The 22,350-nt window shown below is 56.5% G+C and carries 14 protein-coding genes; 8 read left to right on the top strand and 6 right to left on the bottom strand.

Translation table 11 applies throughout. The annotated features are described in order from the left end of the window. Nucleotides 1–1,163 (top strand): Ig-like domain-containing protein (locus tag LZP73_RS17570; protein WP_234236255.1); only part of this gene is annotated, 1,163 nt, incomplete at its 5' end. 23 nt (nt 1,164–1,186) lie between these two features. On the opposite strand, the gene LZP73_RS17575 is transcribed toward LZP73_RS17570, so the two are convergent. The 4 genes from LZP73_RS17575 to LZP73_RS17590 all read right to left on the bottom strand — a co-directional run bounded on the left by LZP73_RS17575 (nt 1,187) and on the right by LZP73_RS17590 (nt 6,519). Beyond that, nucleotides 1,187–2,779 (bottom strand): sensor histidine kinase, encoded by a 1,593-nt coding sequence (locus LZP73_RS17575; protein WP_234236256.1) that lies wholly within the window; start codon nt 2,777–2,779, stop codon nt 1,187–1,189. Further along, nucleotides 2,772–3,314, bottom strand: coding sequence for a hypothetical protein (locus LZP73_RS17580; protein ID WP_234236257.1), 543 nt, complete (start codon nt 3,312–3,314; stop codon nt 2,772–2,774). The genes LZP73_RS17575 and LZP73_RS17580 overlap by 8 nt, the downstream gene beginning before the upstream one ends. A 116-nt stretch (nt 3,315–3,430) precedes the next feature. Continuing rightward, nucleotides 3,431–5,488 (bottom strand): TonB-dependent receptor plug domain-containing protein, encoded by a 2,058-nt coding sequence (locus LZP73_RS17585; protein ID WP_234236258.1) that lies wholly within the window; start codon nt 5,486–5,488, stop codon nt 3,431–3,433. A gap of 71 nt (nt 5,489–5,559) precedes the next feature. Further along, on the bottom strand, nt 5,560–6,519 hold the full coding sequence (locus tag LZP73_RS17590) for a diguanylate cyclase (RefSeq protein WP_234236259.1): 960 nt from the start codon (nt 6,517–6,519) through the stop codon (nt 5,560–5,562). A 205-nt stretch (nt 6,520–6,724) separates the two neighbouring features. Between LZP73_RS17590 and LZP73_RS17595 the strand changes: the two genes are divergently transcribed. From LZP73_RS17595 to LZP73_RS17605, 3 genes are all read left to right on the top strand, one after another. Next, nucleotides 6,725–8,347, top strand: coding sequence for a sigma-54-dependent transcriptional regulator (locus tag LZP73_RS17595; RefSeq protein ID WP_234236260.1), 1,623 nt, complete (start codon nt 6,725–6,727; stop codon nt 8,345–8,347). Nucleotides 8,348–8,515: 168 nt separating this feature from the next. Further along, complete coding sequence (locus tag LZP73_RS17600) at nt 8,516–10,069, top strand: YHYH protein (RefSeq protein ID WP_234236261.1); 1,554 nt, start codon at nt 8,516–8,518, stop codon at nt 10,067–10,069. Nucleotides 10,070–10,078: 9 nt separating this feature from the next. Beyond that, nucleotides 10,079–10,621, top strand: coding sequence for a hypothetical protein (locus LZP73_RS17605; protein WP_234236262.1), 543 nt, complete (start codon nt 10,079–10,081; stop codon nt 10,619–10,621). 396 nt (nt 10,622–11,017) lie between these two features. Here LZP73_RS17605 and LZP73_RS17610 read toward each other — a convergent pair whose 3' ends face one another. Beyond that, the gene (locus LZP73_RS17610) at nt 11,018–12,451 is read right to left on the bottom strand and encodes a hypothetical protein (protein ID WP_234236263.1); all 1,434 of its coding nucleotides are present in this window, start codon (nt 12,449–12,451) and stop codon (nt 11,018–11,020) included. Nucleotides 12,452–13,464: 1,013 nt separating this feature from the next. After that, a complete protein-coding gene (locus LZP73_RS17615; protein ID WP_234236264.1) occupies nt 13,465–15,651 on the bottom strand; it encodes a jacalin-like lectin in 2,187 nt (728 codons plus the stop codon). An 872-nt stretch (nt 15,652–16,523) separates the two neighbouring features. Here LZP73_RS17615 and yjjG point away from each other — a divergent pair. The 4 genes from yjjG to LZP73_RS21455 all read left to right on the top strand — a co-directional run bounded on the left by yjjG (nt 16,524) and on the right by LZP73_RS21455 (nt 22,336). Next, a complete protein-coding gene (yjjG, locus tag LZP73_RS17620) occupies nt 16,524–17,216 on the top strand; it encodes a pyrimidine 5'-nucleotidase (protein WP_234236265.1) in 693 nt (230 codons plus the stop codon). A gap of 269 nt (nt 17,217–17,485) precedes the next feature. Next, a complete protein-coding gene (locus LZP73_RS17625; protein WP_234236266.1) occupies nt 17,486–17,926 on the top strand; it encodes a response regulator in 441 nt (146 codons plus the stop codon). Between the two features lie 22 nt (nt 17,927–17,948). After that, nucleotides 17,949–19,652: a putative bifunctional diguanylate cyclase/phosphodiesterase gene (locus LZP73_RS17630; protein ID WP_234236267.1), complete on the top strand. Its 1,704-nt coding sequence runs from the start codon at nt 17,949–17,951 to the stop codon at nt 19,650–19,652. 89 nt (nt 19,653–19,741) lie between these two features. After that, nucleotides 19,742–22,336 carry a sensor histidine kinase gene (locus LZP73_RS21455; RefSeq protein WP_234236268.1) on the top strand — a complete coding sequence of 865 codons (2,595 nt, stop codon included), beginning with the start codon at nt 19,742–19,744 and terminating at the stop codon, nt 22,334–22,336. Nucleotides 22,337–22,350 lie beyond the last annotated feature (14 nt).

Here is a 22,350-nt window from a genome sequence, read left to right on the forward strand (position 1 = left end):
GTGGCCGCTACGCCGTGGATGTGACTGTGACCGAAACCAATACCCCGGCACCGCTCAGTAGCAGCCGCCGCATTCGCTTCAAGGTCGAGTCGCTGCCGCAGCTGAGCAGCGAGGCAGACACAGACGGCGATGGCCTTGTCGACAGCCAGGAAGGTTACGGCGACAGCGACGGTGACGGTATCGCCGATTATCTGGACAACGATGTGGATGGCAGCCGTTTGCCGGTAAATAGCAGCACAGAGCCAATGCAAACCACGGCCGGCGTGCAGTTGGCGCTCGGCAACATCACCGGCGCCATGATAGCCGGCAGCGGCGCCGGTATGAGCATGGACGACCTGGCAGCCTCGGTAGCGGCAGACAGCGGCGCCGCTGACAGCAACGACAGCCACTTCAGCCAGGTCGCCGCCGTGCTCGACTTTACCCTGAGCGGCACCTTCCAGGCCGGGCAATCGGTTGCCGTGGTGTTCCCACTGCCGCGCGCCAGTGTGCTGCCGGAAGGCGCCGTCTATCGTAAATACAATCAGGTTCAAGGCTGGTATGACTTTGTCGAAGATGCCAACAACAGCATAAGCTCGGCGCCGCTGCTTGAGGGCCAGTGCCCGCAAGTCGGTTCCGACAGTTTTGAGCCCGGCCTGGTGGCAGGGCATCAATGCGTGCAACTGCTGTTGCAGGACGGTGGCCCCAACGATGCCGATGGAGTAGCCAACGGCGTGATTGAAGATCCGGGGGTGGTCAGTACCCAGGTGCAAAACACCGCCCCCGTGGCCTTAGCGGATCAGGCCGAGGTTGTCGAGGGGCAGAGCTTGGTGATCGACGTGCTGGCCAACGACAGCGACGCCGACGGCGATGCCCTGACATTGGTCGAGGTCAGTGCCGGGCATGGCAGCGCTGTGGTGACCGCCGGCAATCGGCTGGAGTACACTGCCGAGCCTGGCTTCAGCGGCACAGTCACTGTCGGCTACCGGGTGAGTGACGGCTACGGCGGCATGGCCGAAGGCATGGTGGCAGTGACAGTGACGGCGGCCGCTGTCGAGCCGGATCCCGAGCCTGAACCAGAGCCTGAACCTGAGGCGGACAAGGGCGGCTCGCTGTCACTCTGGTCTGTGTGGCTCTTGGGTCTGCTGGGATGGCGCCGTCGCAAAGCGTGCTTCATCTCGGCGTGAGTGCCTGTGCTGTCGGCTGGCCGCTATGGCGTTTGCTCATATTGGCCTAATTTGGCGACCAGCAGCTTGAATCTGTAGTTGCTGACGAAGGGGGCTATGTCGGCGAGGAAATCCTGGTAGCAGCCGGCCTGTTCCAGTTGCCGGATCAGCTGGCGCAGGGCCAGCACGTCGTGGCGTTGGGCCTGCAGCGCCAGCTCTTCCCGCTGCGCCAGTGGCGGCAGGTTGATACTGCTGTCGGCCTCAGTGTCTGTGGCTGTCTCCATCCTGGCTTCGATGGCCGGGCTTGGGTCCCGTCTGCAGGGGAGTTCGAGTTCGAACCAGAAGCGGCTGCCGACATTCGGGGTGCTGCTGACGTGCAGCTTGCCGCCCATCAGGGCGATGAGCCGCTGACTGATGCTCAGGCCCAGACCCGAGCCTTCGGCGCGGGTGATGGGGTTATCCAATTGCTGGAACGGAATGAAGATCTCCTTGAGCTGATTCTTGGCTATGCCTATGCCGCTGTCCGCCACGCAAAAATGCAAGCGGCAGTGGTCCTGGAGCTGGGTTTTCAGCCGGGTAACACTGAAAACCACCTCACCGCCTGGGGTAAATTTCACCGCGTTGCTGAGCAGATTGAGCAAAATCTGCCGCAGGCGCTTCTCGTCGACCCGGATGGCTTTGGGCAGACTGTCATCGAACTGCACCTTGAAATTCAGCCCCTGAAGCTGTGCCCTGAGACGCGTCATTTCCACCAGGGTGTTCAGGAAACTTGTGAGTGCCACCTCGCAGGGGTGGAAGGTGACGCTGTCCTCATCGGCCCGGGAAAATTCGAGTATGTCATTGATCATCATGAGTAAGTGGTCGGCACTGCGATCTATGCTGTCGATACCCTGGCGATAGTTTTCCATCAAGGCCGGATCTTCCTTGTAGAGCTGGGTGTAACCCAAAATGGCATTGAGCGGGGTACGCAGCTCATGGGTGATGTTTGCCATGAAGCGGGTCTTGGCCTTGTCCGAGGCTTCGAGCAAGTGTTTGGCGGCATGCAGGCGGTGGAACATCAACATCATGACCAGCCAGACAGCCACCAAGAGTCCGAAGGTCAGCCCCGACTCGGCAAACAGCCGGCTCTGCATTTCATTGCTCAGGGTCTTGAAATAGCCGTCGCTGATGGCGATATTGGCGATCCCCAGCAGATCGCCGCGGCCGGTGATCAGCGGCAGCGCTATCTGGAAGCAGTTCAGGCATTGGGCATCGCCCTCATGGAAATCCAGCGAGCCGGGTGCCAGTTCCAGCAGATCGTAATCGAATTGCAGCGTCAGGCCGCGGACATAGCGCCCACCGATCGCCGGATCTTCGACGATCAGCATCTCCTGCACCAGGCTGCGCAGCTTGCCGGCCAGCTCCTCGGGCTTGCTGTGCTCCAGGGTCTCGACTATCACCGCGGATTGGGATTGTGCCAACACATTGGCCTGGGTCTGGGCGGCCAAATAGAGCCTGGGCTTGAGGGTATGCTGCCAATAATTTTCCAGCGACCAGGCGAGCACGGCCAGCAGGGCGATGAAGATGGCGCTGATGATACCTTGGCTGAACAGGCTGCTGCCGGGGCGCAGCCGCAGCGGCAGGGAAAATTTACTCATACTGACGTGCCGCCTTGAGATAAAAAGATTTGATACTCAACCGACTCTGGTTCATCGTGCCTATGTTGAGCAGCGGCCGCACCGCCGCCTGTACCGAGATCCCCGCCAGCACGCCCTTTTCCACATCCCCCTCGAAGGGCGAGAAGAGGATGACGCCCTGGTTGATGCTCTGCTCTATGAGGGCGCTGAGTTCGGCATCATTCAGCTTTTGGGCGATAAAGATGGCCGCCGGCTTGTCACTGCCGGGCCGCAATATCTGCTCCAGGGTACGGATGTCGATTCTAAGGGGCAAGCCGTTGATCTCGCGCAGATAGTTGTCGAGCAGGGCCTGGTATTCCCGGGTGTCGTCTTCGCTGTTGATATGGACCAAGATCACGGGCACGGCGCCCGAGGTGTCTGTCTTCTCCTTGAGCTTGAGATCGGCGCTCAGCAGCGCCCGAAACAGCTTGAGGCCGACCCTGACCCTGTGGTCGGTGAAGCTGTCGTTGTTTGACTGGGCATGGAGCAATGGCGGCCACAGCAACAGACTAAGCAAAAGAACAGGCAACAGAGCAGCAAACTTGCCAGGCAACCTAAGTTGCCGGGCAAGTTTGCTTGTCTGATGGAGTATGCCTGCGCCCGGTCTCATCTCACTTTGCTCCTAATACGGCATCAGAATTGATAACTCAGTTGTAGGTTGGCTGTGCGCTCACCCTGATGCAGCCCCTGGGGATATTGCACAGGATTGGGCACTGTGTCGTATTCTTCCCCCGTCAGGTTCTTCAGCCCGACCGTGATATCCAGCCCCTTTATCTGCAAGGGCTGCGCCACTCCCAGGGTGTAATCCAGCGTAAAGTAGGGATCAAATTCGTGCGCCACCTGACTCCTGAGTTCGATATCCGCTCCTTCCTGTTCGCCGACATAGTTGAACAGCAAGGCATGGTGTAAATGGTTGTCGCCGTGCCAGCTGATGCCGGCCCGCGCCAGCCATTGGGCCGATCCTATCAGTATCTTGTCCCTGTCCCTATGGTCCCTGGCCCTGACGTAAGACAGGTTGGCAAACCAATCCCAATTGCGGTTGACAGCCTGTTGCCACTCGAACTCCACCCCTGTGGTGCTGATGTCGCCGTTGTTGTGCCAGATGGGCGGCCGCCCCGGCTGCTGGAGAAATTCGATCAGGTCTTTTATCTTGGTGTTAAACACTGTGGTGTGGAAACTCAAGCCATCGCGCCGGTACACATAGGCCACTTCGCTCGAGTTCAGTCTCTCTTCGCTCAGCTGGGTGAACACAGTGCCGGGGAAGGAGTTGGGGCCGGGGTGAGCTTCTTCCAGGGTTGGCGGCCGGAAGGCCTCGGCATATTGGGCCTTGAGTATATGGTGCTCGTCGACGCGCCATACCGCGGCCAGGCGGGGGGACAGGTTGGCGTCCCAGTCGCTGTAACTGTCCAACCTGGCCCCCAGGGTCAGTTCCAGCGCCTCTGTCAGCATCCACTGATCCTGCAGTGTCACACTGGTCAGGCTGCGGCTCGAATCCTCCAGCACCCGGGTTCTGTCGGCGGGAAACTCGATCGCCGCCTGGCCGGGTTGCAGGAATCTGCCGAAGGCATCATCGACCCGGCTGTGGCTGTAACCGAGCGCAGCATAGAGCTTGTGATCTTCTGTTGGGGTCCAATGCAGCGAGACATTGGCCCTGTCGCTCGATTCGCTATTGCCGTCCTGGCGGTACTGGTTGACGAGCACTTGCTGGCCTCCCGGCCTCAGCCCCCCGGCCGGGATCGGCAGATAGGCCGCCTCGGTCAGCTGCGAGCGGGTGTGGGAAAGCTCGGTCTTGAGGGTCAATTCCGGGGTAAATTGCCAGCTCTTATCTATATTGACGGCCAGGAATGTCTCCTGGCGCGGCGCTATCGATGCCGGCATGGCGGCATTGCGGCCATACCAGCCGCCGCGCTCCACATCTGCGTATTGCAGCTCAAGCTGGTAGCCCTGGTGTTCGAGTCTGGCCAGTGCCAGGGTGCCCTGCTCGCGATCGAAAATAGCGCCGGGTGAAAACCCGCGTCCCGAGTTGGCAAAGTTATCCGGGTTGCCCTTGAGCCCGCTGTCGTCCCTGTCCCACACAGAGAAATTCAGGCTCGCCTGGGTGTCGTCGCCGAATCTGTGCTGTGCCAACAGGTTGCTGCCAAGGGCGTCATGGCTGCCTGCTGCAGCCGTCAGCAGATTATCGCTGCGGGAAATGACATTGATGACACCGGAAAAGGCAAATTCACCATAGAGGGAGGAGCCGGGACCGCGGATCACTTCGATGCGCTCAAACTGACTGAGGGGCAGGCGGTACAGCCAATCGGCAGAGCCGTCGATGGCGCGGTTGACCGGCACCCCGTTCAACATGATTTTCAGGTTGCTGGCGCCGAGACTGGCGCCCGTGCCGCGGACTATGGCGAGGGGATCGCCGGCATTGTTGACCGTGATATAGAAGCCGGCCACCTGGTTCAGCGCCTGGCCTATGGTCTGTACGCCGTAGCCGGCCAGCTCTCTGGCATCCAATACGCTGACCATGCCGGGCACATAGTCGGCATTCATCTTGGTCTGGGTCGCCAGCATTGTCTCCTCTTCGAGCAGCGCCATCAGGGCGGCCATCTCCTCTTGTTCATCGGCCCTCAAGCCGAAAGCGGGGGCCATGAGTGTCAGGGTAGCTGCCAAAGGCAGCAGATTACGCAGTCGGTTTTTTTTCATTTATTTTTTTATCCGCGCTATTAACCAAAAAATTGTTAGCAGGATAAATTTTACCTGAGCCCAGCACAAATTTAATTGAGTCTCAGCCTTATCTGCGCCGAGGTTTCATCCCGGCTGCAGACCCGGTTGCGCCCCTGTTGCTTGGCCAGATACAAGCCCTGGTCGGCCCTGTGCAGCAGCGTCTGCCAGCTGTCGCCTTGCCAGGGATGCATGCAGGCCATGCCTATGCTGACGCTGACATGGGGCAGGCATGCGGAGCCGGCATGGGGGATGGCCTGTGCTTCCATGGCCTGACGCAAGCGCTCGGCCACCGCCAGGGCGCCGGTTTCGCTGGTCTCGGGCAGCAGCACCACGAATTCTTCACCGCCATAACGCGCCAGCAGATCGGCGGGGCGCAGCAGCTGCTGGCTCAGCGTCAGTGCCGTCTGCCTTATGCACTCGTCGCCGTGATTATGGCCGTAGCTGTCATTGAATTGTTTGAAAAAGTCTATGTCTATCATCAGCGCGGATAAGGGGTATTGGGTCGCAGCGGCGCGGCGCCACTCGCGTTCCAGCATGCAGTCGAAATGGCGCCGGTTGGCTATGCCGGTCAGGGCATCGGTACAAGCGAGCCGGGCCAGCCTGTCCGTGCGGTTTTTGACTTCGAGGTGGTTGCGCAGCCTGGCCTTGAGTATGGGGATGGAGAAAGGCTTGTTGACGAAGTCTATTGCGCCCAGCCGCAACCCCTGTTCTATGTCCGCTTCGTTGTTCTTGGCCGAGATAAAGATCACCGGAATATCGGCTGTGGCCTGATCTTGTTTCAGCCGCCGACAGACCTCGAAACCGTCCATGCCCGGCATCATGATGTCCAGCAGGATCAGATCCGGGGACAGTTCCCGTGCCAGTTGCAGACCTTCCTCGCCGGACAGGGAGACCAGCAGTTCTATGCTCTCCTGCTGCAGGTTGGCGATCATCACATCCAGGTTATCGACATTGTCGTCAACGACCAGAACACAAGGTTTGTCTGTCAGGGTATTCAAGGAGTTTTCCATTGCGGCTCTGTGGTAAGAATAATGCCTGGCATAGCAGAGCAAGAAAAACGCCAACTTGATAAATTATTAAATATCAGGGCATTATATTGCCACTCTTGGAACAGTCCACCCCGGTGCTTATAGTTTTTCCTGATCGCTTATAGGCTCTTATAGCTTTGGGTTCTTATACTGTTTCGCATAATCATGTTTACTCCGGAGTTATCTCATGTCGCAACCACAGGTATTGATCGTCGACGATCAGCCGGACAACCTGGATGTTTTGGTCAATTATCTGGCCGACAGTGGCCTGGATTTGAGGGTCGCGCTGGACGCGGAGCAGGCGCTGCAGTTGGCGGCTCAGAACACCCCGGCGCTGATGTTGCTGGACGTGATGATGCCCGGCATCGACGGCTTCGAACTCTGTCGCCGGCTGAAGCAGGCCGAGGCCACCAAGGACGTGCCCGTGATCTTCATGAGCGCTCTGTCGGACACCCACAGCAAGGTGAAGGGCTTCAACGCCGGGGCGATAGACTTTATCAGCAAGCCGTTGCAGCGAGAGGAAGTGCTGGCGCGGATCCTGGCGCACCTGACGATACGCAGGCAACAGCAGGAGCTGGAAAGCAAGAACAGTGAGCTGGCGGGGCTGAATCTGGCGCTGCAGCAGCAGATTGACAGGCGCCAACAGGCGGAGGATGCACTGCAATTGGCGGACGAAAAGCTGTCCATGCTGAGCCGGCAGGAGGCCAGGTTATGGGGCATAGATGCCTTCATAGGCCAAAGCCGGGTCACGGCGCGCCTGCTGGATGAAGTGCGGGATCTGCAGCTGGCGCCGCGCACCAATGTGCTGGTGCTGGGAGAAAGCGGCACAGGGAAGGAGTTGATTTCCCGGGCGATCCACTATGGCAGTGAGCGCAGCAACCGGCCTTTTGTGGCTGTGAACTGCTCAGCCATTCCCGCCGAGCTGGCCGATGCGGAATTTTTCGGCCATGTGAAGGGCGCCTATACAGGGGCGACGAGCGACAGGCAGGGCTATTTCGTCAAGGCAGACGGCGGCACCCTGTTTCTCGATGAGATAGGCGACATGCCGCCGGCATTGCAGGCCAAGCTCCTCAGGGTGCTGGAAGACGGCATAGTGATCCCCATAGGCGGGAAAAGCAGCCGTCGGGTGGATGTGCGGGTGGTCGCGGCGACCAATGTCGACCTCAGGGACAAGGTGCAGCATAAGCAGTTTCGCCAGGATCTCTTCTTCCGTTTGGCCGGCTATCAGCTGAGCCTGCCACCGCTCAGGGAGCGCCCGGGTGACATAGCCCCCCTGGTCGAGCATTTCCTGCAGTTGCTCGCCTCCCAGATGGGGCGGGATAAACCGGCGATCGCCCGGGAGGCGTTGCAGGCGCTGGGGCGCTACCACTATCCGGGCAATGTGCGTGAGTTGAAGAACCTGCTCGAGTATGCCCTGATCGCCAGTCGGGGTAAGGGCATCAGGCTGAAACACCTGCATTTTCTGGAACCTATGCCCGCCGTGGGCCGGGACGCGCCGGCGGCACATGCCGGCCAAGCCGACGCCGGGGTGAGCTCAGATGGGAGGCTTGCCGATGGACTTCACTCAGAAGGGCTGGTCTCTGAAAGCAGACTCTCTGCAGACGCGGTGGGCGCCGGCGCGCCGCCGGACTCGGAGGAAGACGCGCTGCTGCGCTATGCCAGCGCCCGGGGGCGGATCGACAATACTGCCGTCCAGGCCTTGCTGGGGGTGGATCATGGCCGCGCCTCCTACCTGTTGAAGAAACTGCACCGCGAGGGGCGACTCGTGAAGCAGGGAGAGCGCCGCTGGGCCTATTACACAGCCGACTAGCGAGGGATGTTATAAGCGAAGCTATGCCAAGCTATAAGCGATTGGGCCTGTCTTTAAGCGTTTCAGGCATGCGGCTGCCTAAGCATTTGATTACTAGTGTTAAATAAAGTTGGCAGGAAAGTTGCGTTGATGTAAATGGATTTAATGTTAACTACAGGGAGTTTTGCCATGCACCTTTCATCACAGTTTCCAGCTTATTTTTTACGCCTGCGCGGCCTGGCGCTGCTCTTGCCTGTCGGTCTGGCATTGACCGCCTGCGGTGGCGGGGGCAGTGCGGATGACGGCGGCACAGTTGCAGACAGCAGCGGTGCCACCCCCGCCGGTGGCAGTCAGGGCAGCCAAAACGCGGCGCCCATCGCCTCGGCCGGCGAGGATCAATACAGCTTCGTCGGCGCCACTGTCACCCTGGATGGCAGCGGCAGCAGCGATGCCGACGGCGACAGCTTGAGCTACAGCTGGACCCTGGCGGAGCAGCCGGCGGGCAGCCACAGCAGTCTCGGCAACGCCGCCAGCGCCAGCCCCACCCTGGTACCGGATCAGGCGGGCAACTACCTGCTGAGACTGGAAGTGAGCGACGGCACTGAGATCAGTAACCTGGACGAAGTCAGCGTCACCGCCGCCGAGTGGTTGCTCAACACCAGTGTCCGCTCCGGTTACATCAAGAGTAACGGCAATGGCGTGTTGGTGAATGTCCAGGGGCTGCAAACCTCGGCGTCGGCGGGCACCAACTACCTGACGGTGGCCACGACTGGTATTCCGGATTACAAAGTGACCCTCAGCCAGAGCGATGTGGACTGGCTGAATAACAGGCCCAAGGCCGCCAGCGATTTTTACGGTGGCGTGACCTCGGCCAAAGCCGGCGAGATGATCGCCTTCGGCCAGGATATAGGCTACAAGCCTGTGGGCTCAAGTTGCAATCTGGGTTACTGGCCGCCTGGTCCTGCATGTCCCTCCAATCAGAGCGCGCAACTCAAGCTGCCCACCGAGCCGGCCCCGGCTGGCGGCACCGCCTGTGCGACCTCGCTCAACACCATAGGCCTGATGCTCAACGGTGCTGCGGTATTCAACTGGCAGGATGGCTCCAGCTACAACAATCAGCAGGTCTGGCTCAATCTGGCGCCGGTGTTTGAACAATACGACGTGGATATCTGCCAGGGCCATGCCCAGCAACAGGGCAACTACCACCACCACATGTACTCGGCTTGTCTGCAGACTTTACTGGATGATAATGGCAACGGTCATTCCCCCATCTATGGTTTCGCCGCCGATGGTTATCCCATCTATGGTCCCTACACTATGCAGGGGGTGTTGGCCAAGTCCGCCTGGGTCAAGCGTGACTACAGCGCCGCATCGGTTTCCGGCTGTGGCGCCGACGGTGTGCGCAGTTGTCAACTGGTGGATCAATACGATCTGAGCAAAGGCACCCAGAGCGTCAGCGCAGGACCGGACACAGATACCAATGTCACCACCATGTCCGGCAACAGCATAGCCGCCGTCAGTGGTATCTATTTCGAAGATTATTATTACGATGCCGCTCTGACGGCCATGGGCGGGGAATACCTGGACCAACACAACGGCCATGATCACGACGGCCTGGGCTACCACTATCACGTCACCGCCCAATCGGTAGCGGGCCAGCTGCAACCGGTATTCCCCTATCAGGTGGGGCCGACCTTCTACGGTGAGCTGCCCGCCGACACCTTTGCCAGTTGTGGCAACTAGGAGGCGAGCATGAGCAAACGAGTCTTGGGTGCGCTGTTGCTGCTGTGTCTGGCGGCGCGCGCCGACGCCCAACAGGCCATGGCCGTGTCCGAAACAGCCGGTTCCGTAATGCCAGGTCATCAAATGGCAGGGCCCGAGATGGCCAGCATGGTGCACGACTATGGGCCCATTCAGGTGCCGGATGACAGCCCCTTGCCCGAGTTGGCGCTGGTGTTGCACCGCGATGCCATGTCCGGCATCAATCTGCACCTGGCACTGCGTCACTATGCTTTGGGGCCTCCGGAGCAGGCCGCAGTCGGGAAGATGCTCAACGGTCACGCCCATCTCTATGTGAACGGCAAGAAGATCCAGCGCCTCTACGGGCCGGACGTTCACTTGCCCGCAGAGCTGTTCAAGCCGGGCGTCAACCTGGTGCTGGTATCGCTCAATGCCCACAGTCACGCCGTCTGGCAAGATGGCGACAAGCAGCTGCTGGCATCGAGTTTCATCAACCCGGAGGCAGATAAGCTGGTGCTGCACAGCTTCAGCAGTGCACCGTTGACGGAGGATTAACCATACAAGCGCTTTAAGACGACCTCAGAGCTTCAGGGGGTGTCTTTTTTCCAAATTTCGTTTGGATGAAAGTCGTGGGCCTTCAGCCCACACCCGAGCAAGGAGGACTGCTCGTCCTATCCTCCTTGCATCCACCATGACGCCCCGACGAAGTTGACAGCCCCTTGGGCTCATAGCCAAATTCGCTAGCGCTTTCGAAGGATGCGTCCCTGCACCTGCGAAAGCTAGCTTGCCATCCATGGCAAGACTCACGCAATTTGTCTGTTCGCCCCGCGGCAACTTCGATGGGGAGGGTGTGCTCCTTCGGCAATAGTGTTCATCTAAGCATTTTAATTTAAGAGTGTTTTGGCTATTTTACCTTTTTTTGATTAAACACCACTGTCACTTGTTAGGTGATTAGTCCACCAATTGCTTCCAGTATTGGCGCAAAAGGTTAAAGTCTTGTGAGTTGGCGCTATCCATATATTCGTGAACCAGTACCTCAAGATCTGCGTCATCCAAGGCTATGATGAACCCTCGCTCATCTTTCGCAGTATCCACACAACGTCTGTACAATAACTCTTTGTTTTCAATTGAGCGGCATATCAACATGCCAACTTTTCCCCTACTCGGTGAAAATCTACCGGATAATTGGTCTATTTCTGGATTAGCAACTTCTTTACCATAATTTTTACACTCAACAAAGATATGAGGCGCAGAATAGTGCATTGCTAACCAGTAGAAAAAACCACCTTTAGCTTCGTTCACATACGTGATATCGATTCTTTTTCTACCATCGTGTATTTTGTGTTGTTTCGTCGGGTTGCACAAAGATGGATATAGAATTACAGACACAATTCGTTCAATTATGTCCTCGTACTGCTCGGCGGTTTCCCTGCCGACAGGTAGAGATTTTAGTTGGTCCAATAACAAATTTAAGTCAGGTTTTTCAATGTGTTCAAGCTCAGAAAGTTGCTCGTGAGAAAGCGGGCTAGATGGACTCTCAACTTTTGCATCACGATATTCATCTAATACATATGGTTTCAGGATTGTTTGCTCAACTACAGCAAGTTTATCTTTGCCATACTTTTCCATCAGAGCTTTCTTCGTAACCCGCTGTGAGCCATTTTTTAGCGTTTCTACAAGTGAGCTTTGGTTCCGAAGGTGTTCTGATTGCATCTGAGGCAACAAGTAATACCTATAGTATTCGTCATATTGGTAACTTAATCGGGTACGAACTAAAACCTTGGGAACCAATATGACTTTGCCATATGAAGTAGTTGGCAAGTCTACAAATGTAGTTTCCCAAACTTCTTTTTTAGGGTTCCAGAGAGGTCCAGACTCTACATTCTGCGTTAATGGTATTCCGTAGTAGCGACACATATCTTGAGTATATTTGATTAAAGGACGACGAAGAATGTTGCATACGGCATCAGAAATCATGTCGGTACCAATACCATGAATAAGTAAAGCGGTATCTTCCAAATCTTGCAGCAACCCAGATGTTGCTGCCTTACTTTTGGTTAAAGCATCCCATACAGAGTCAGCCGACTCATCACCAAAACCGTGGCCACGTGATTTACCCACTGAGTAACCCAAGTGGAACTCATTTCCTTCACTTAATGACGCGAGTAATCTTTTAGCCCTATGATTGTCACCATTCTTTATAAGCCTTAAGACAGTTTCAAAAAAAGATTGTAGAAATGATGACAACTCATTTCCCCATGAGGAATCGAGCGACTTGATTGCGTTTGGAACCAAGAAAACAGCTAGATCGGTATTTAAGGGGATGTCTACAAAGTCTAGGTAGGCTTGTGTGCGATTTAAGACGAAATATTCTGAAAGCCTCATAGTGACTCCTAAAGATGAATGCTCAATTCATAGCATATGTAGGCTAACCCCATAATATGAAATAAGGCAACGGCAAATTATTTTAGATTGGGCACTGCTCCACTTAATGCCGCGCTCTGCGGAGATTTAGGATCACCAACGAGTAAAATTTCTGTAGTAGCGCCTTGATAGGGCGAGCATGGAATCAGCCATATAACAGTGAACGAGAGGCAAGGAAGCCGAATTGGCCGTGATATATGGACATATTTGGTTAGCTGCTGATAGTTGTTTATGGAGGATTTTTGTCACCGTAGGGCATCCAGGGATGCTTCTTGTGAAAAAGAATATGGGGACAGGTATAACTTCCAATGACAATTTCCGGACGTCGCGATGCCAAACCGGAGCACTTAAACAGGCGTTGGCGACATGGATGATTGTTTGTGCGTCTATGTGTTCACGACATTTAGCTAGCGCTAGTTGGCGGATGCTGCCGTTGATAATGTTCTGGTGCTGCATTGCCTCTGTTACAGAGTTGTCAAATCGAAGAGGGATATAACCCGGGTGTAAGCATGGCTGTGACCTTCGAAAACAGGGATGTTTTCGTAGAGCCCACAGGGAGGTGCTGGCGGCGTGTCACAGCTGTGCTTGCACTACCCTCGCGGGAGGCGATTGCTTGGCATGACTCGGAGTCTCTGCTCTGTAAAATGAAATGCAGATTGGCCGCTGCTTGTGAGATCAAGAACCTGTGTCTCACTGCAGCCCCTGTAATAGGGATAATGCCAAAGGTTGCGCTATGGCTTCCTGCCATAGCAAGATGAGTGCATCCGGCACCTCATCTGCAGCAGGCTATGGGCTGCACTGGCCATGGCAGCCATGCCGGACAAGATTGCTCCTAAGGGCAGAAAAAAGAAAAAAGCGGGGCAATGACTGCCCCGCTGGTTATACGTCTGTTGTTACAGGCCGTTTGTTACATCTTGTTTGTTCCCAGCTGCTTGTTGCACGCTCTTTATTACACCGATGGCCAAGCGGCGCTATCAGGGCAGGCAGCTGGCATTGGTGAAGAAGTATCTGACTTCGTAGTCTTCACAGGTGGTATTGTTGGAGTCACCGCCGTTGCTCGAGTTCCAGCAGGCGAAACCTGTGCTGTTGTTGACCAGCCTCTGGCCTGTGAGGCGGGCATCCAGTTTGTTGCCTACTACCCTGGCAACAATGCCGGTGACATCGCTGGCGGCGCAGGCGGAGGAGATATTGCCGCTTTGCTGTTGGGCGGTAAACAGCTCGTTGTCGCCATTCGCCGGGTCGTCCCTGTCCAGCCAGTCGGTGGCATACAGAGGCGGGGTGACCTGGGAGGCGGCGATGCGATGGGCGCCGAGTGACCTAATGAAATCATTACTCGCACGGCCGTGCAAGGCGAAGATCTGATCACCGTAGTTGAGGGTATAGGTGGTGCCGGTACAGGTGCCCGATGAGATCGAGCTGTTTTTGTTGGTGGTGAATTTCAGATAAACCACGCGATCTTTGCCGTCGTCACGATCGACACAATACGTCATCGCCTTGACGTATCCGCTGCTAGCCAGGGTGATTTCGCTGTTGTGGCCGCCATTGATTGAGCCATGTGTCTTGCAAATGTCGTTGCCGTCGGCGGTGGCATGGGAGACGACTTGTCCCTGCTTATAGCACATGCGCACATAGCGAAATTTGCCGTTGTCGCCTTCGCTGAGCTTGATGCTTCTCAGGTTCAAGGCGCCTGTGCCCTGCAGTTTGCGCAGCAGCATATCCAGATCATCGAAAGCATCACCGGCCGAGGCGTCGCCTTTGGCGGTACTCTTGCTGTAGCCTATGTCTTGATACTCGGTACTGGCCTGCCATACCCCTTCGATGTTTTGGTCATGATAATTCAGCCAGGCAGTGGTGATACCCGCATCGCTTTTGGCACTGAGGAGATCCTGATTTTCGCGCGCGTTGAAGGGCATGGCAAAGTGAAAGTTGCCCAGCGCTTCACAGGCACTGAATCCCTGCTCCCAAGACCCTGAGGCGGTTGATATTTGCCAGTTTCTATTGTCATCGACGCAGGCGAAGCGTTTGCTTAGGCTGCAGTTGGCGTCGTTGAGCATGCCGTCGGAGCGGCTCAGCGCGCAGTCTTCATTGTTGTTGGCATTGTTAGGTTCGCCGCTATACCATGACCAGACGTAATCTTCGATCTGCGGCGCTTTGGAGGCGCCTATGGTGGTGGCGTTCGCTTCCACCAGGGCGAGTTCCAGAATATTGGCACCTTCTTCGGCTTTGGCGAGCACCTTATCGCCGTGGAGATCGATCTCGTCTTTTTTGTATTCTGTGGTGGCGTCCAGAGCCAAACTGAAATTCCCCAGTGCATAATGGGCGGAGAAGGATTCATCGCCGTCTGCATCCTTGGCGCATTGATCTCCGTTCTGGCAGAAGGCTTCGCTGGACGACAAATTACCGCTGCTGTCGAACTCGTCGGCGCCTATCCATACCCATTCCAGATACTTGCTGGCGTGGTCCTCGTCATGATAATTGCACAGATCTTTTTTGCGTGGAATTTGGGTGACTATGATGATGTTCTTGCCGGCATCGAGCACATCCTGCTTACGCAGTGTTTGCACCGGCAAGGAGGCGCAATCGCCGCTGTTATAGCCCCAGTTCTCGGGTTTGAAGACGTAGTCACCGAGCTTGTCTTTGATCTTATCGCCGATTAAGTTGCGGAAGTTGTTATGGTAATCCGAGTCATAGGCTTCCAGTTTCAACATCAAGACTTCGTCTTTATGGGTGGATAAGTAATCCGACAGCTCGTCGAGTCCTGTCGCCAGGCTCGCAACACTGACAAAGGTCCAGCTGCATTTGGTTGCTTCTTCTAAACCCAGGTGACAGAGCTTGGGGGTGTTATCGCTGGCCGACATGGGGTAGACATCGTATTCGATCACACGAATGCCGCGCCAAAATAAACTTTTCGGCGAGTACCATTGGTTCACATCTGTGTAATCACCTGCCTTCCAATCATAGGAAGCGAAGGCGTTGTGCGCGCCCGCCCACAGACTCTTGGACAGGGGTGCTCTGGTATCTATCTGCCCCTGCAGGGTGAGACGGGTGACTTGTTCGGCACTGCTGTCGATCTCGGCCCAGCCGCTGATGGGGGCTAACAGCAAACAACTGCCCAAGAGCAGGGCCCTGGCGGCCAGATGTTTGTGGATTGCTATTTTCATGGTTCCATCCTCTTCTTCTAAAATTTCTTGGTTAACACTTTTATCTACGCCCGTTGGCAGACGGTACGCAACTCAGGCTGTGCAGGAACTGTACGGGAGCTGGACGGGATATCGGCGAGCCTTGCTCGCCTGTCCTCAATGGATTGAATAGTTCCGGTTACAGCAAGCCATACAGCAATTTATTGGCCAACTTTTTAACCATTTTAAATCAATGATTTATACAATATTTAAGGGGCCGATCTCATAGGCGAACGGCATTCGCTTATAAACGCTTATCTATGGGGTGTGGCATCATGCCAACGCCGCCATCTCGCTTATTGCGCTGCCGCTGGTCTGCTGATAAGGGTTGTGTTTACCAGGAATGCTTTTGATAGGGCGAGGGTCGATAGGAAGAGGGCGATAGGAATGCAGTCGATAGGAGTAGTGCTGATAGAGAGAGTCCCTGATAGAGAGTGCCGACAGGACGCTCGCGGCATCTCCAGGGAGCGTATCTCTGAAATGTCCAAGGGGCAGGGCTGTTATCCCACTTCACTTATAAGCGAGTCTGCCGGGGTGCACCTTTCTTTAAGCGATGCCCAGTGCTTATAGGCTAATAAGCTTTTTCTTGGCAACTTAACTCATAACCCAGTTTGGCTTAGAACCTGGTCTGGCTCATCAGCTTGTAGCTGGGGTTCGATGTTAACCGGCTCTGGCGCCTTGGTTGTAGATTGGCTGTGGCTCTTGTCCATCTGCGGTTGTCGGCATTGTAGAGATTCAGTCAACAATGAATTTATTCATTGGGGATTATAGAATGACTGAAAACAAAGTAGAGTAGCGCTCGCCATAGGTGTGGCCGGCGACCGCTGGCCTGTCGTTACTTCCTGGAGAATATCATGCCCCACAGCACAAGCCTGCCCTTCGATTGGGTGTTGTTCGATGCCGACGAGACCCTGTTTCATTTCGATGCCTTCGCCGGCCTCAGGCTGATGTTTGCCGGCTTTGGGGTCGACTTCGGCCAGGCCGATTTCGATGAGTATCAGGCGGTCAACAAGCCTCTGTGGGTCGATTATCAGGACGGCAGGATAAGCGCCGCCGAGCTGCAAACCCGCCGCTTTGAGCCCTGGGCGGCACGGCTCCGGCTCACGCCCCAAAGGCTCAACAGCGCATTCTTGACGGCCATGGCCGAGATCTGTGCGCCGCTGCCCGGTGCCCGCGACTTGTTGGCGGCATTGCAGGGCAAGGCCAAGCTGGGGATCATCACCAATGGCTTCACCGAGCTGCAAACTGTGCGTCTGGAGCGCACCGGGCTGCAGCATCATTTCGATATTCTGGTGATCTCCGAAGAGGTGGGGATCGCCAAGCCAGACGCCGGCATCTTCGAACATGCCTTGAAACTGATGCAAGATCCGCCGCGGGAGCGGGTGTTGATGGTGGGGGACAATCCCCATTCCGACATTCTGGGCGGCATCAACGCCGGCATTCACACCTGCTGGTACAACGCCCACGGTCAGCAGGTGCCAACAGGCATATCGCCCCATTATCAGGTGAACTCCTTGAGCGAACTGCAAGCGCTGCTGTGCAGCTAGCAGGCTGCAGCGTCTTCATCCATGTAGCTCTGAAGCCCTGGGTTTGCAGGGCTTTCGTATTCAAGTCCCAATCGGGCGCAGGCTATTCGGCCTAAGCGCCCCCAATAGGCACTTGGCATCCCATGGCGATAGCCAGGCCACTTCTCCCCTTTAAATCAGAAACTTGAGCAGACAGTGTTCGACTACTATAGTTCATCGACAGGTGCCTGAGGCTTGCAGCCTGATGGAACCAGTGCATGGGTCAGGGTACCAAACACGGAAGTATTGCCATGAATCAAGAATTGAGTGAACGCAAACCTGTCACCATCTTGCTGGTGGATGATGACTATGTCGATGTGAAGGGCGTTGAGCGCGCCTTGAAGCAACTCAAGATCCCCAATCCTTTGATTCGTGCCAAGGATGGGGTGGAGGCGCTGGAATTATTGCGCCAAGCAGACAGTGTGTCACGGCCTTATCTTATCTTGCTGGATATCAACATGCCGCGCATGAATGGGATAGAGATGTTGGCCCAGTTACGCCAGGACCGCAAGCTGGCGAGCTCAGTGGTCTTTGTGCTGACGACCTCAAAGGACGACGAAGACAGGATAGCCGCCTATGACCAGCATGTGGCGGGCTACATAGTCAAACGACAGGGCGGGGATGGTTTTATACACATAATGGAAATGCTGGAGCATTATTGGCGTGTGGTCGAGATGCCCTGCATAAGTTAACGTTAATCGAGGAAGATAATACATGGAAGTACTTATTATCGATGACGATGAGCTGGACCGCATGGCTATCATCAGGGCCATGAGACACGCCGGGGTTGAGGTCAACTTTGCCCAGGCGACGACGGCGCAGCAGGGTTTGATACTCGCCAATGCGCAGCGTTTCGATGTCGTTCTGCTCGACTTCAGGTTGCCTGACTGCGATGGCATCGAGGTGCTGAAAATGTTGCGCAGCACCGACGCCTGTCAGACGGCGATTGTCATGCTCAGCCAACAGGAGGACGAGACGCTGGCGGCTCAGGCATTGGAAGCCGGGGCGCAAGATTTTTTGCTCAAGGATGAGGTCAACTCCCGCCGCCTGTGGCGCGCCGTATATCAGGCGCAGCATCGCTACCGCCTGGAAGAGGCATTGCATAACAGCAGGAATGAACTGCGGCAGCTGGCCGAGTGCGATCCCCTGACCGGGTTGGCGAATCGCTACGATTTCGAACGCGCCCTGCAGCTTGGGGTCGGCAGGGCCAGCAGGGGCGGCACCCTGGCGGTGCTCTTGCTGGATGTCGACAGGTTCAAGCAGGTCAATGACACTTTCGGCCATGGAGTGGGTGATCGGCTGTTGATCGAGGTGGCGCGGCGGCTCAAACCCGTCATCCGCGAGAGCGATTTGCTGGCGCGTCTGGGGGGCGATGAGTTCGTGGTCCTGCTCCAGGACCTGGCCCGCGATGAGCAAGCGATACTGCTGGCCGAACGCATAGTGGCCTCCTTTCACGAGCCCATGCTATGCGATGGCATCTCGTTGCGGGTCACCGCCAGCATAGGCATAGCCGTTTACGGCGACAGTGCCAACAACACCCTGGATCTGATGAAATGCGCCGATATCGCCTTGTATCGCGCCAAGCAGGCGGGCCGCAATCAGAGCCACTTCTATTCGAAACAACTGCATCAGGCCGTGCGCAAACGCATGGCCTTGGAGCGCGACATACGCAATGCGCTGGCACAACAGGAATTCAAACTCTACTACCAGGCCCAGATCGATGCCAAGAATGGTCGGTTGATCGGTCTGGAGGCCTTGCTGCGTTGGGAGCATCCCAGCCGCGGGGTACTACTGCCGGCCGACTTTCTGGTCATGGCCGAAGAGATAGGGCTGATGCCGGAGATAGGCAAGTGGGTGTTGCAAAGCGCTTGCCGCCAGGTCCATGCCTGGCGTCACTGCCTGGCTCCCGATGGCCTGTGTCTGGCCATCGCCATCAACTTGTCTGCCGGGCAATTGCAGGAGCAAGATCTGTTCGAAACCATAGACAGTGCCCTGGCCGACAGCGGTCTGGATGCCGGCCTGCTTGAGTTGGAGATTACCGAGCATGCCTTGATCAAGAATCCCCAGAATATCGCCGCCAAGCTGGCCAAGATAGCTGCCCGCGGGGTGCGCTTATCCCTGGATGATTTTGGCACCGGCTTTTCTTCCTTCGAGCATCTGAAGCTATTCCCCATTCACGCGCTGAAAATAGATCGCATCTTCGTCTCGGGCATAGGTCAGGGCGAGGCCCAGGACCGTCTGCTGGCCGCCATGATACGCTTCGCCAAGGCCCTGGGGCTGAAAGTGGTCGCCGAGGGGGTAGAGACCAATGCCCAGGCACAATTTTGTTGTGCGCATGGCTGTGATTTCCAGCAGGGGTATTTCTATGCCGAGGCCCTGCCGGCAACCGAGTTCGAGTCCAGGTTCTTGTTGGCCTGACCTGAGCTATGCCCCATCTATGGCGAAGGTCGTGAGAGCGGGGAACACGGAGCCATGTCTTGGAATGGCTAACTAAAGGGAGTGTTGCTGTGCCGTTTTCCCGATTTTTGCTGTCGAAAGATAAACGCGTTTTCGTCAGACCCCTGTTGCTTTTCCTGCTGCTGGCAGTGCTGCTCTCGGCCTATTATGGCGGCAAAGTGTATACCAGGGGCGTCATGGAACTGGAGCAACAACTGGCGACGCTCGCCGACAAGAAAAGCGCCGAGTTGCAGTTGCTGCTGGTCAACATTCAAGAAGATGTGCAGTTTCTGGAGAAGACCCCGGGGGTACAAGGCATGGTCCGTGCCAGTTTCAACGCCGGCCTGGACCCACTGCAGGGGGACTCGCTCGAGATCTGGCGCGCCAGGTTGAAACAAATTTTCAGTGCCTATCTCGTGGCCAATCCGGCATTGAACCAGATCCGCTTCATCGGCATTGCGGATGAGGGGCATGAACTGGTCCGGGTCGATCGTATCGATGGCACACCTGTTGCCGTCGCCGACAATCAGTTGCAGCCCAAGGCCGCCAGGGACTATTTCATGGCGATCGCCAAACTCGGCAGGGATAGTGTCTATATTTCCGATATCAGCCTGAACCGGGAGCATGGCCGGCTGTCGCAGCCCCTGACGCCCATGGTCCGCGCCGGCATGCCGGTGTATCGCCAGGATGGCCAGCTGTTTGGCATGCTGGTATTGAACGCGGATGTTTCCCGGTTACTGGCGAGCATAGGTAGTATCCCATTCGAATTCGGCCCAATCCGCACCCTGATGGTTAACGCCGAAGGCGATTATCTGGTGCATCCGGACGCAGCTCAGAGCTTCGGTTTCGATCTGGGAGAGCGGCATCTCTGGAGCCATGATTTCAACCTGGTCTCACCGCGGGAATTAGCCGCCTCTCACTCGGTTCCCGGACTGTCGCAATCGGGTACCTTTTATTTTTCAAAGAAAAACATAGCGCTGGATCCGGATGAGCCACAGCGGGTCCTGACCCTGATCACCCTGGCTCCCGAGTCTGTTGTCCTTAACAGGGCTGTCATGGCGGGGAGTTATTGCCTGCTTGCCATCGGCCTCCTGGGGCTCATCTGTGGCGGGGTATTTTATTATTTCCGGATGAAATTATTCCTGAAAAATGAACAATTCAAACTGCAGGCCGTGAGCGAATTGGAGACGCTCATGCGCCAGGTCATAGAAGCCGCCCCCTATGCCCAGGTATTGATCAATCAGGCCGGGGTGATCGAAATGGTCAACGCCCAGACAGAGGCGTTATTCGGCTATGCTCGTGCCGAACTTTTGAGCAAACCAATAGAAACCCTGATCCCCGCCCGTTTTCATCGCCAGCATCCCGGATTGCGCAATGCCTTTCTCGCCAAGCCGGAAACCCGCCCCATGGGACTCGGACGGGAGCTTTATGCCTTGCGTAAAGATGGCAGCGAATTCCCGGTCGAGATAGGCCTCAGTCGCATAGACACCAAGCAAGGCGCCAAGGTGCTGTCGGCCATAGTGGATATTTCAGAGCGCCGGCATTTCATTGCCGAGTTGTCCCAGCGCAACCAGGCACTTTCCAGCCTGGAGAAGCGCTTTCGGCAGGTGATCGAGGCCGCGCCCAACTGCATGGTGATGACGGATAATTTGGGCCGTATCGAACTGGTCAACGCCCAGACCGAAAAGCTGTTCGGCTATCTGCGTGAGGAGCTTCTGGGGCAGCCGATAGAAATGCTGATCCCGCAGCGCTTTCGGCATCAGCATCCGGGCCTGCGCAGCGGCTTTTTTGCCAAGCCGGAGAATAGGGCCATGGGGCTGGGACGGGATCTCTATGCCTTGCGCAAAGATGGCAGTGAATTCCCGGTGGAGATAGGCCTCAGCCGGGTCGACACCACGGTCGGCATCAAGGTGCTCTCGGCGATAGTCGACATCTCGGAGCGCAAGCAGTTTACCGATGAGCTTACCCGCAGAAATCAGGAATTGAATAACTTCGCCTATGTGGCCTCCCATGATCTGAGATCGCCGCTGCGGGGCGTAGATCAGCTGGCCACCTGGCTGGAAGAGGACCTGAGCGGCAAGATAGACCCGGAATCGGCCGAGCATTTGAGGCTGATGCGGGGGCGGATCAACCGTATGGAGCAACTGTTGGCGGATCTGCTGGCCTATGCCCGTGCCGGGCGCCTGGAAGGCGACCCTGAGCTGGTCGACACCGCCGACCTGGTACGGGATACCTTCGAGCTGCTGTGCCTGGATGCCGTCTTCAGGCTGCAACTCGAGGGCAACTTTCCCAGGTTACGGACGGCCAGGGTGCCGCTGGAGTTGATCTTCAGGAATTTACTCGGCAATGCCATCAAGCATCACGACAGAGCCGGGGGTGAAATCAGGGTCAGGGTGCGCCCAGGACGCAACAGCTTTGAGTTCGATGTCATAGACGACGGCCCCGGCATACCGCCGGCGCTGGCCGAGCGCGCCTTCAGCATGTTCCAGACCCTGAGACCCCGTGATGAGGTGGAGGGCAGCGGCATGGGACTGGCGATAGTCAAGAAGACGGTTGAAACCTTCGGCGGCACCATCAGCCTGACCCCAAATTCCCCCCGCGGCGCAGTGTTCAGCTTCTCCTGGCCGGATAAGGTGCGTGAGTCGCTACCCGAGCCTGTGTCATAAAACCCGGCAAGTTG

This window comes from Shewanella sp. AS16 (assembly GCF_021412365.1).
Lineage (GTDB): Bacteria > Pseudomonadota > Gammaproteobacteria > Enterobacterales > Shewanellaceae > Shewanella > Shewanella salipaludis.

Excerpts from the sequence above, each read along its gene's own strand:
- LZP73_RS17575 (WP_234236256.1), bottom strand. The coding sequence starts at position 2,779 with ATGAGTAAATTTTCCCTGCCGCTGCGGCTGCGCCCCGGCAGCAGCCTG.
- LZP73_RS17585 (WP_234236258.1), bottom strand. The coding sequence starts at position 5,488 with ATGAAAAAAAACCGACTGCGTAATCTGCTGCCTTTGGCAGCTACCCTG.
- LZP73_RS17590 (WP_234236259.1), bottom strand. The coding sequence starts at position 6,519 with ATGGAAAACTCCTTGAATACCCTGACAGACAAACCTTGTGTTCTGGTC.
- LZP73_RS17595 (WP_234236260.1), top strand. The coding sequence starts at position 6,725 with ATGTCGCAACCACAGGTATTGATCGTCGACGATCAGCCGGACAACCTG.
- LZP73_RS17600 (WP_234236261.1), top strand. The coding sequence starts at position 8,516 with ATGCACCTTTCATCACAGTTTCCAGCTTATTTTTTACGCCTGCGCGGC.
- LZP73_RS17605 (WP_234236262.1), top strand. The coding sequence starts at position 10,079 with ATGAGCAAACGAGTCTTGGGTGCGCTGTTGCTGCTGTGTCTGGCGGCG.
- LZP73_RS17610 (WP_234236263.1), bottom strand. The coding sequence starts at position 12,451 with ATGAGGCTTTCAGAATATTTCGTCTTAAATCGCACACAAGCCTACCTA.
- LZP73_RS17615 (WP_234236264.1), bottom strand. The coding sequence starts at position 15,651 with ATGAAAATAGCAATCCACAAACATCTGGCCGCCAGGGCCCTGCTCTTG.
- yjjG (WP_234236265.1), top strand. The coding sequence starts at position 16,524 with ATGCCCCACAGCACAAGCCTGCCCTTCGATTGGGTGTTGTTCGATGCC.
- LZP73_RS17625 (WP_234236266.1), top strand. The coding sequence starts at position 17,486 with ATGAATCAAGAATTGAGTGAACGCAAACCTGTCACCATCTTGCTGGTG.
- LZP73_RS17630 (WP_234236267.1), top strand. The coding sequence starts at position 17,949 with ATGGAAGTACTTATTATCGATGACGATGAGCTGGACCGCATGGCTATC.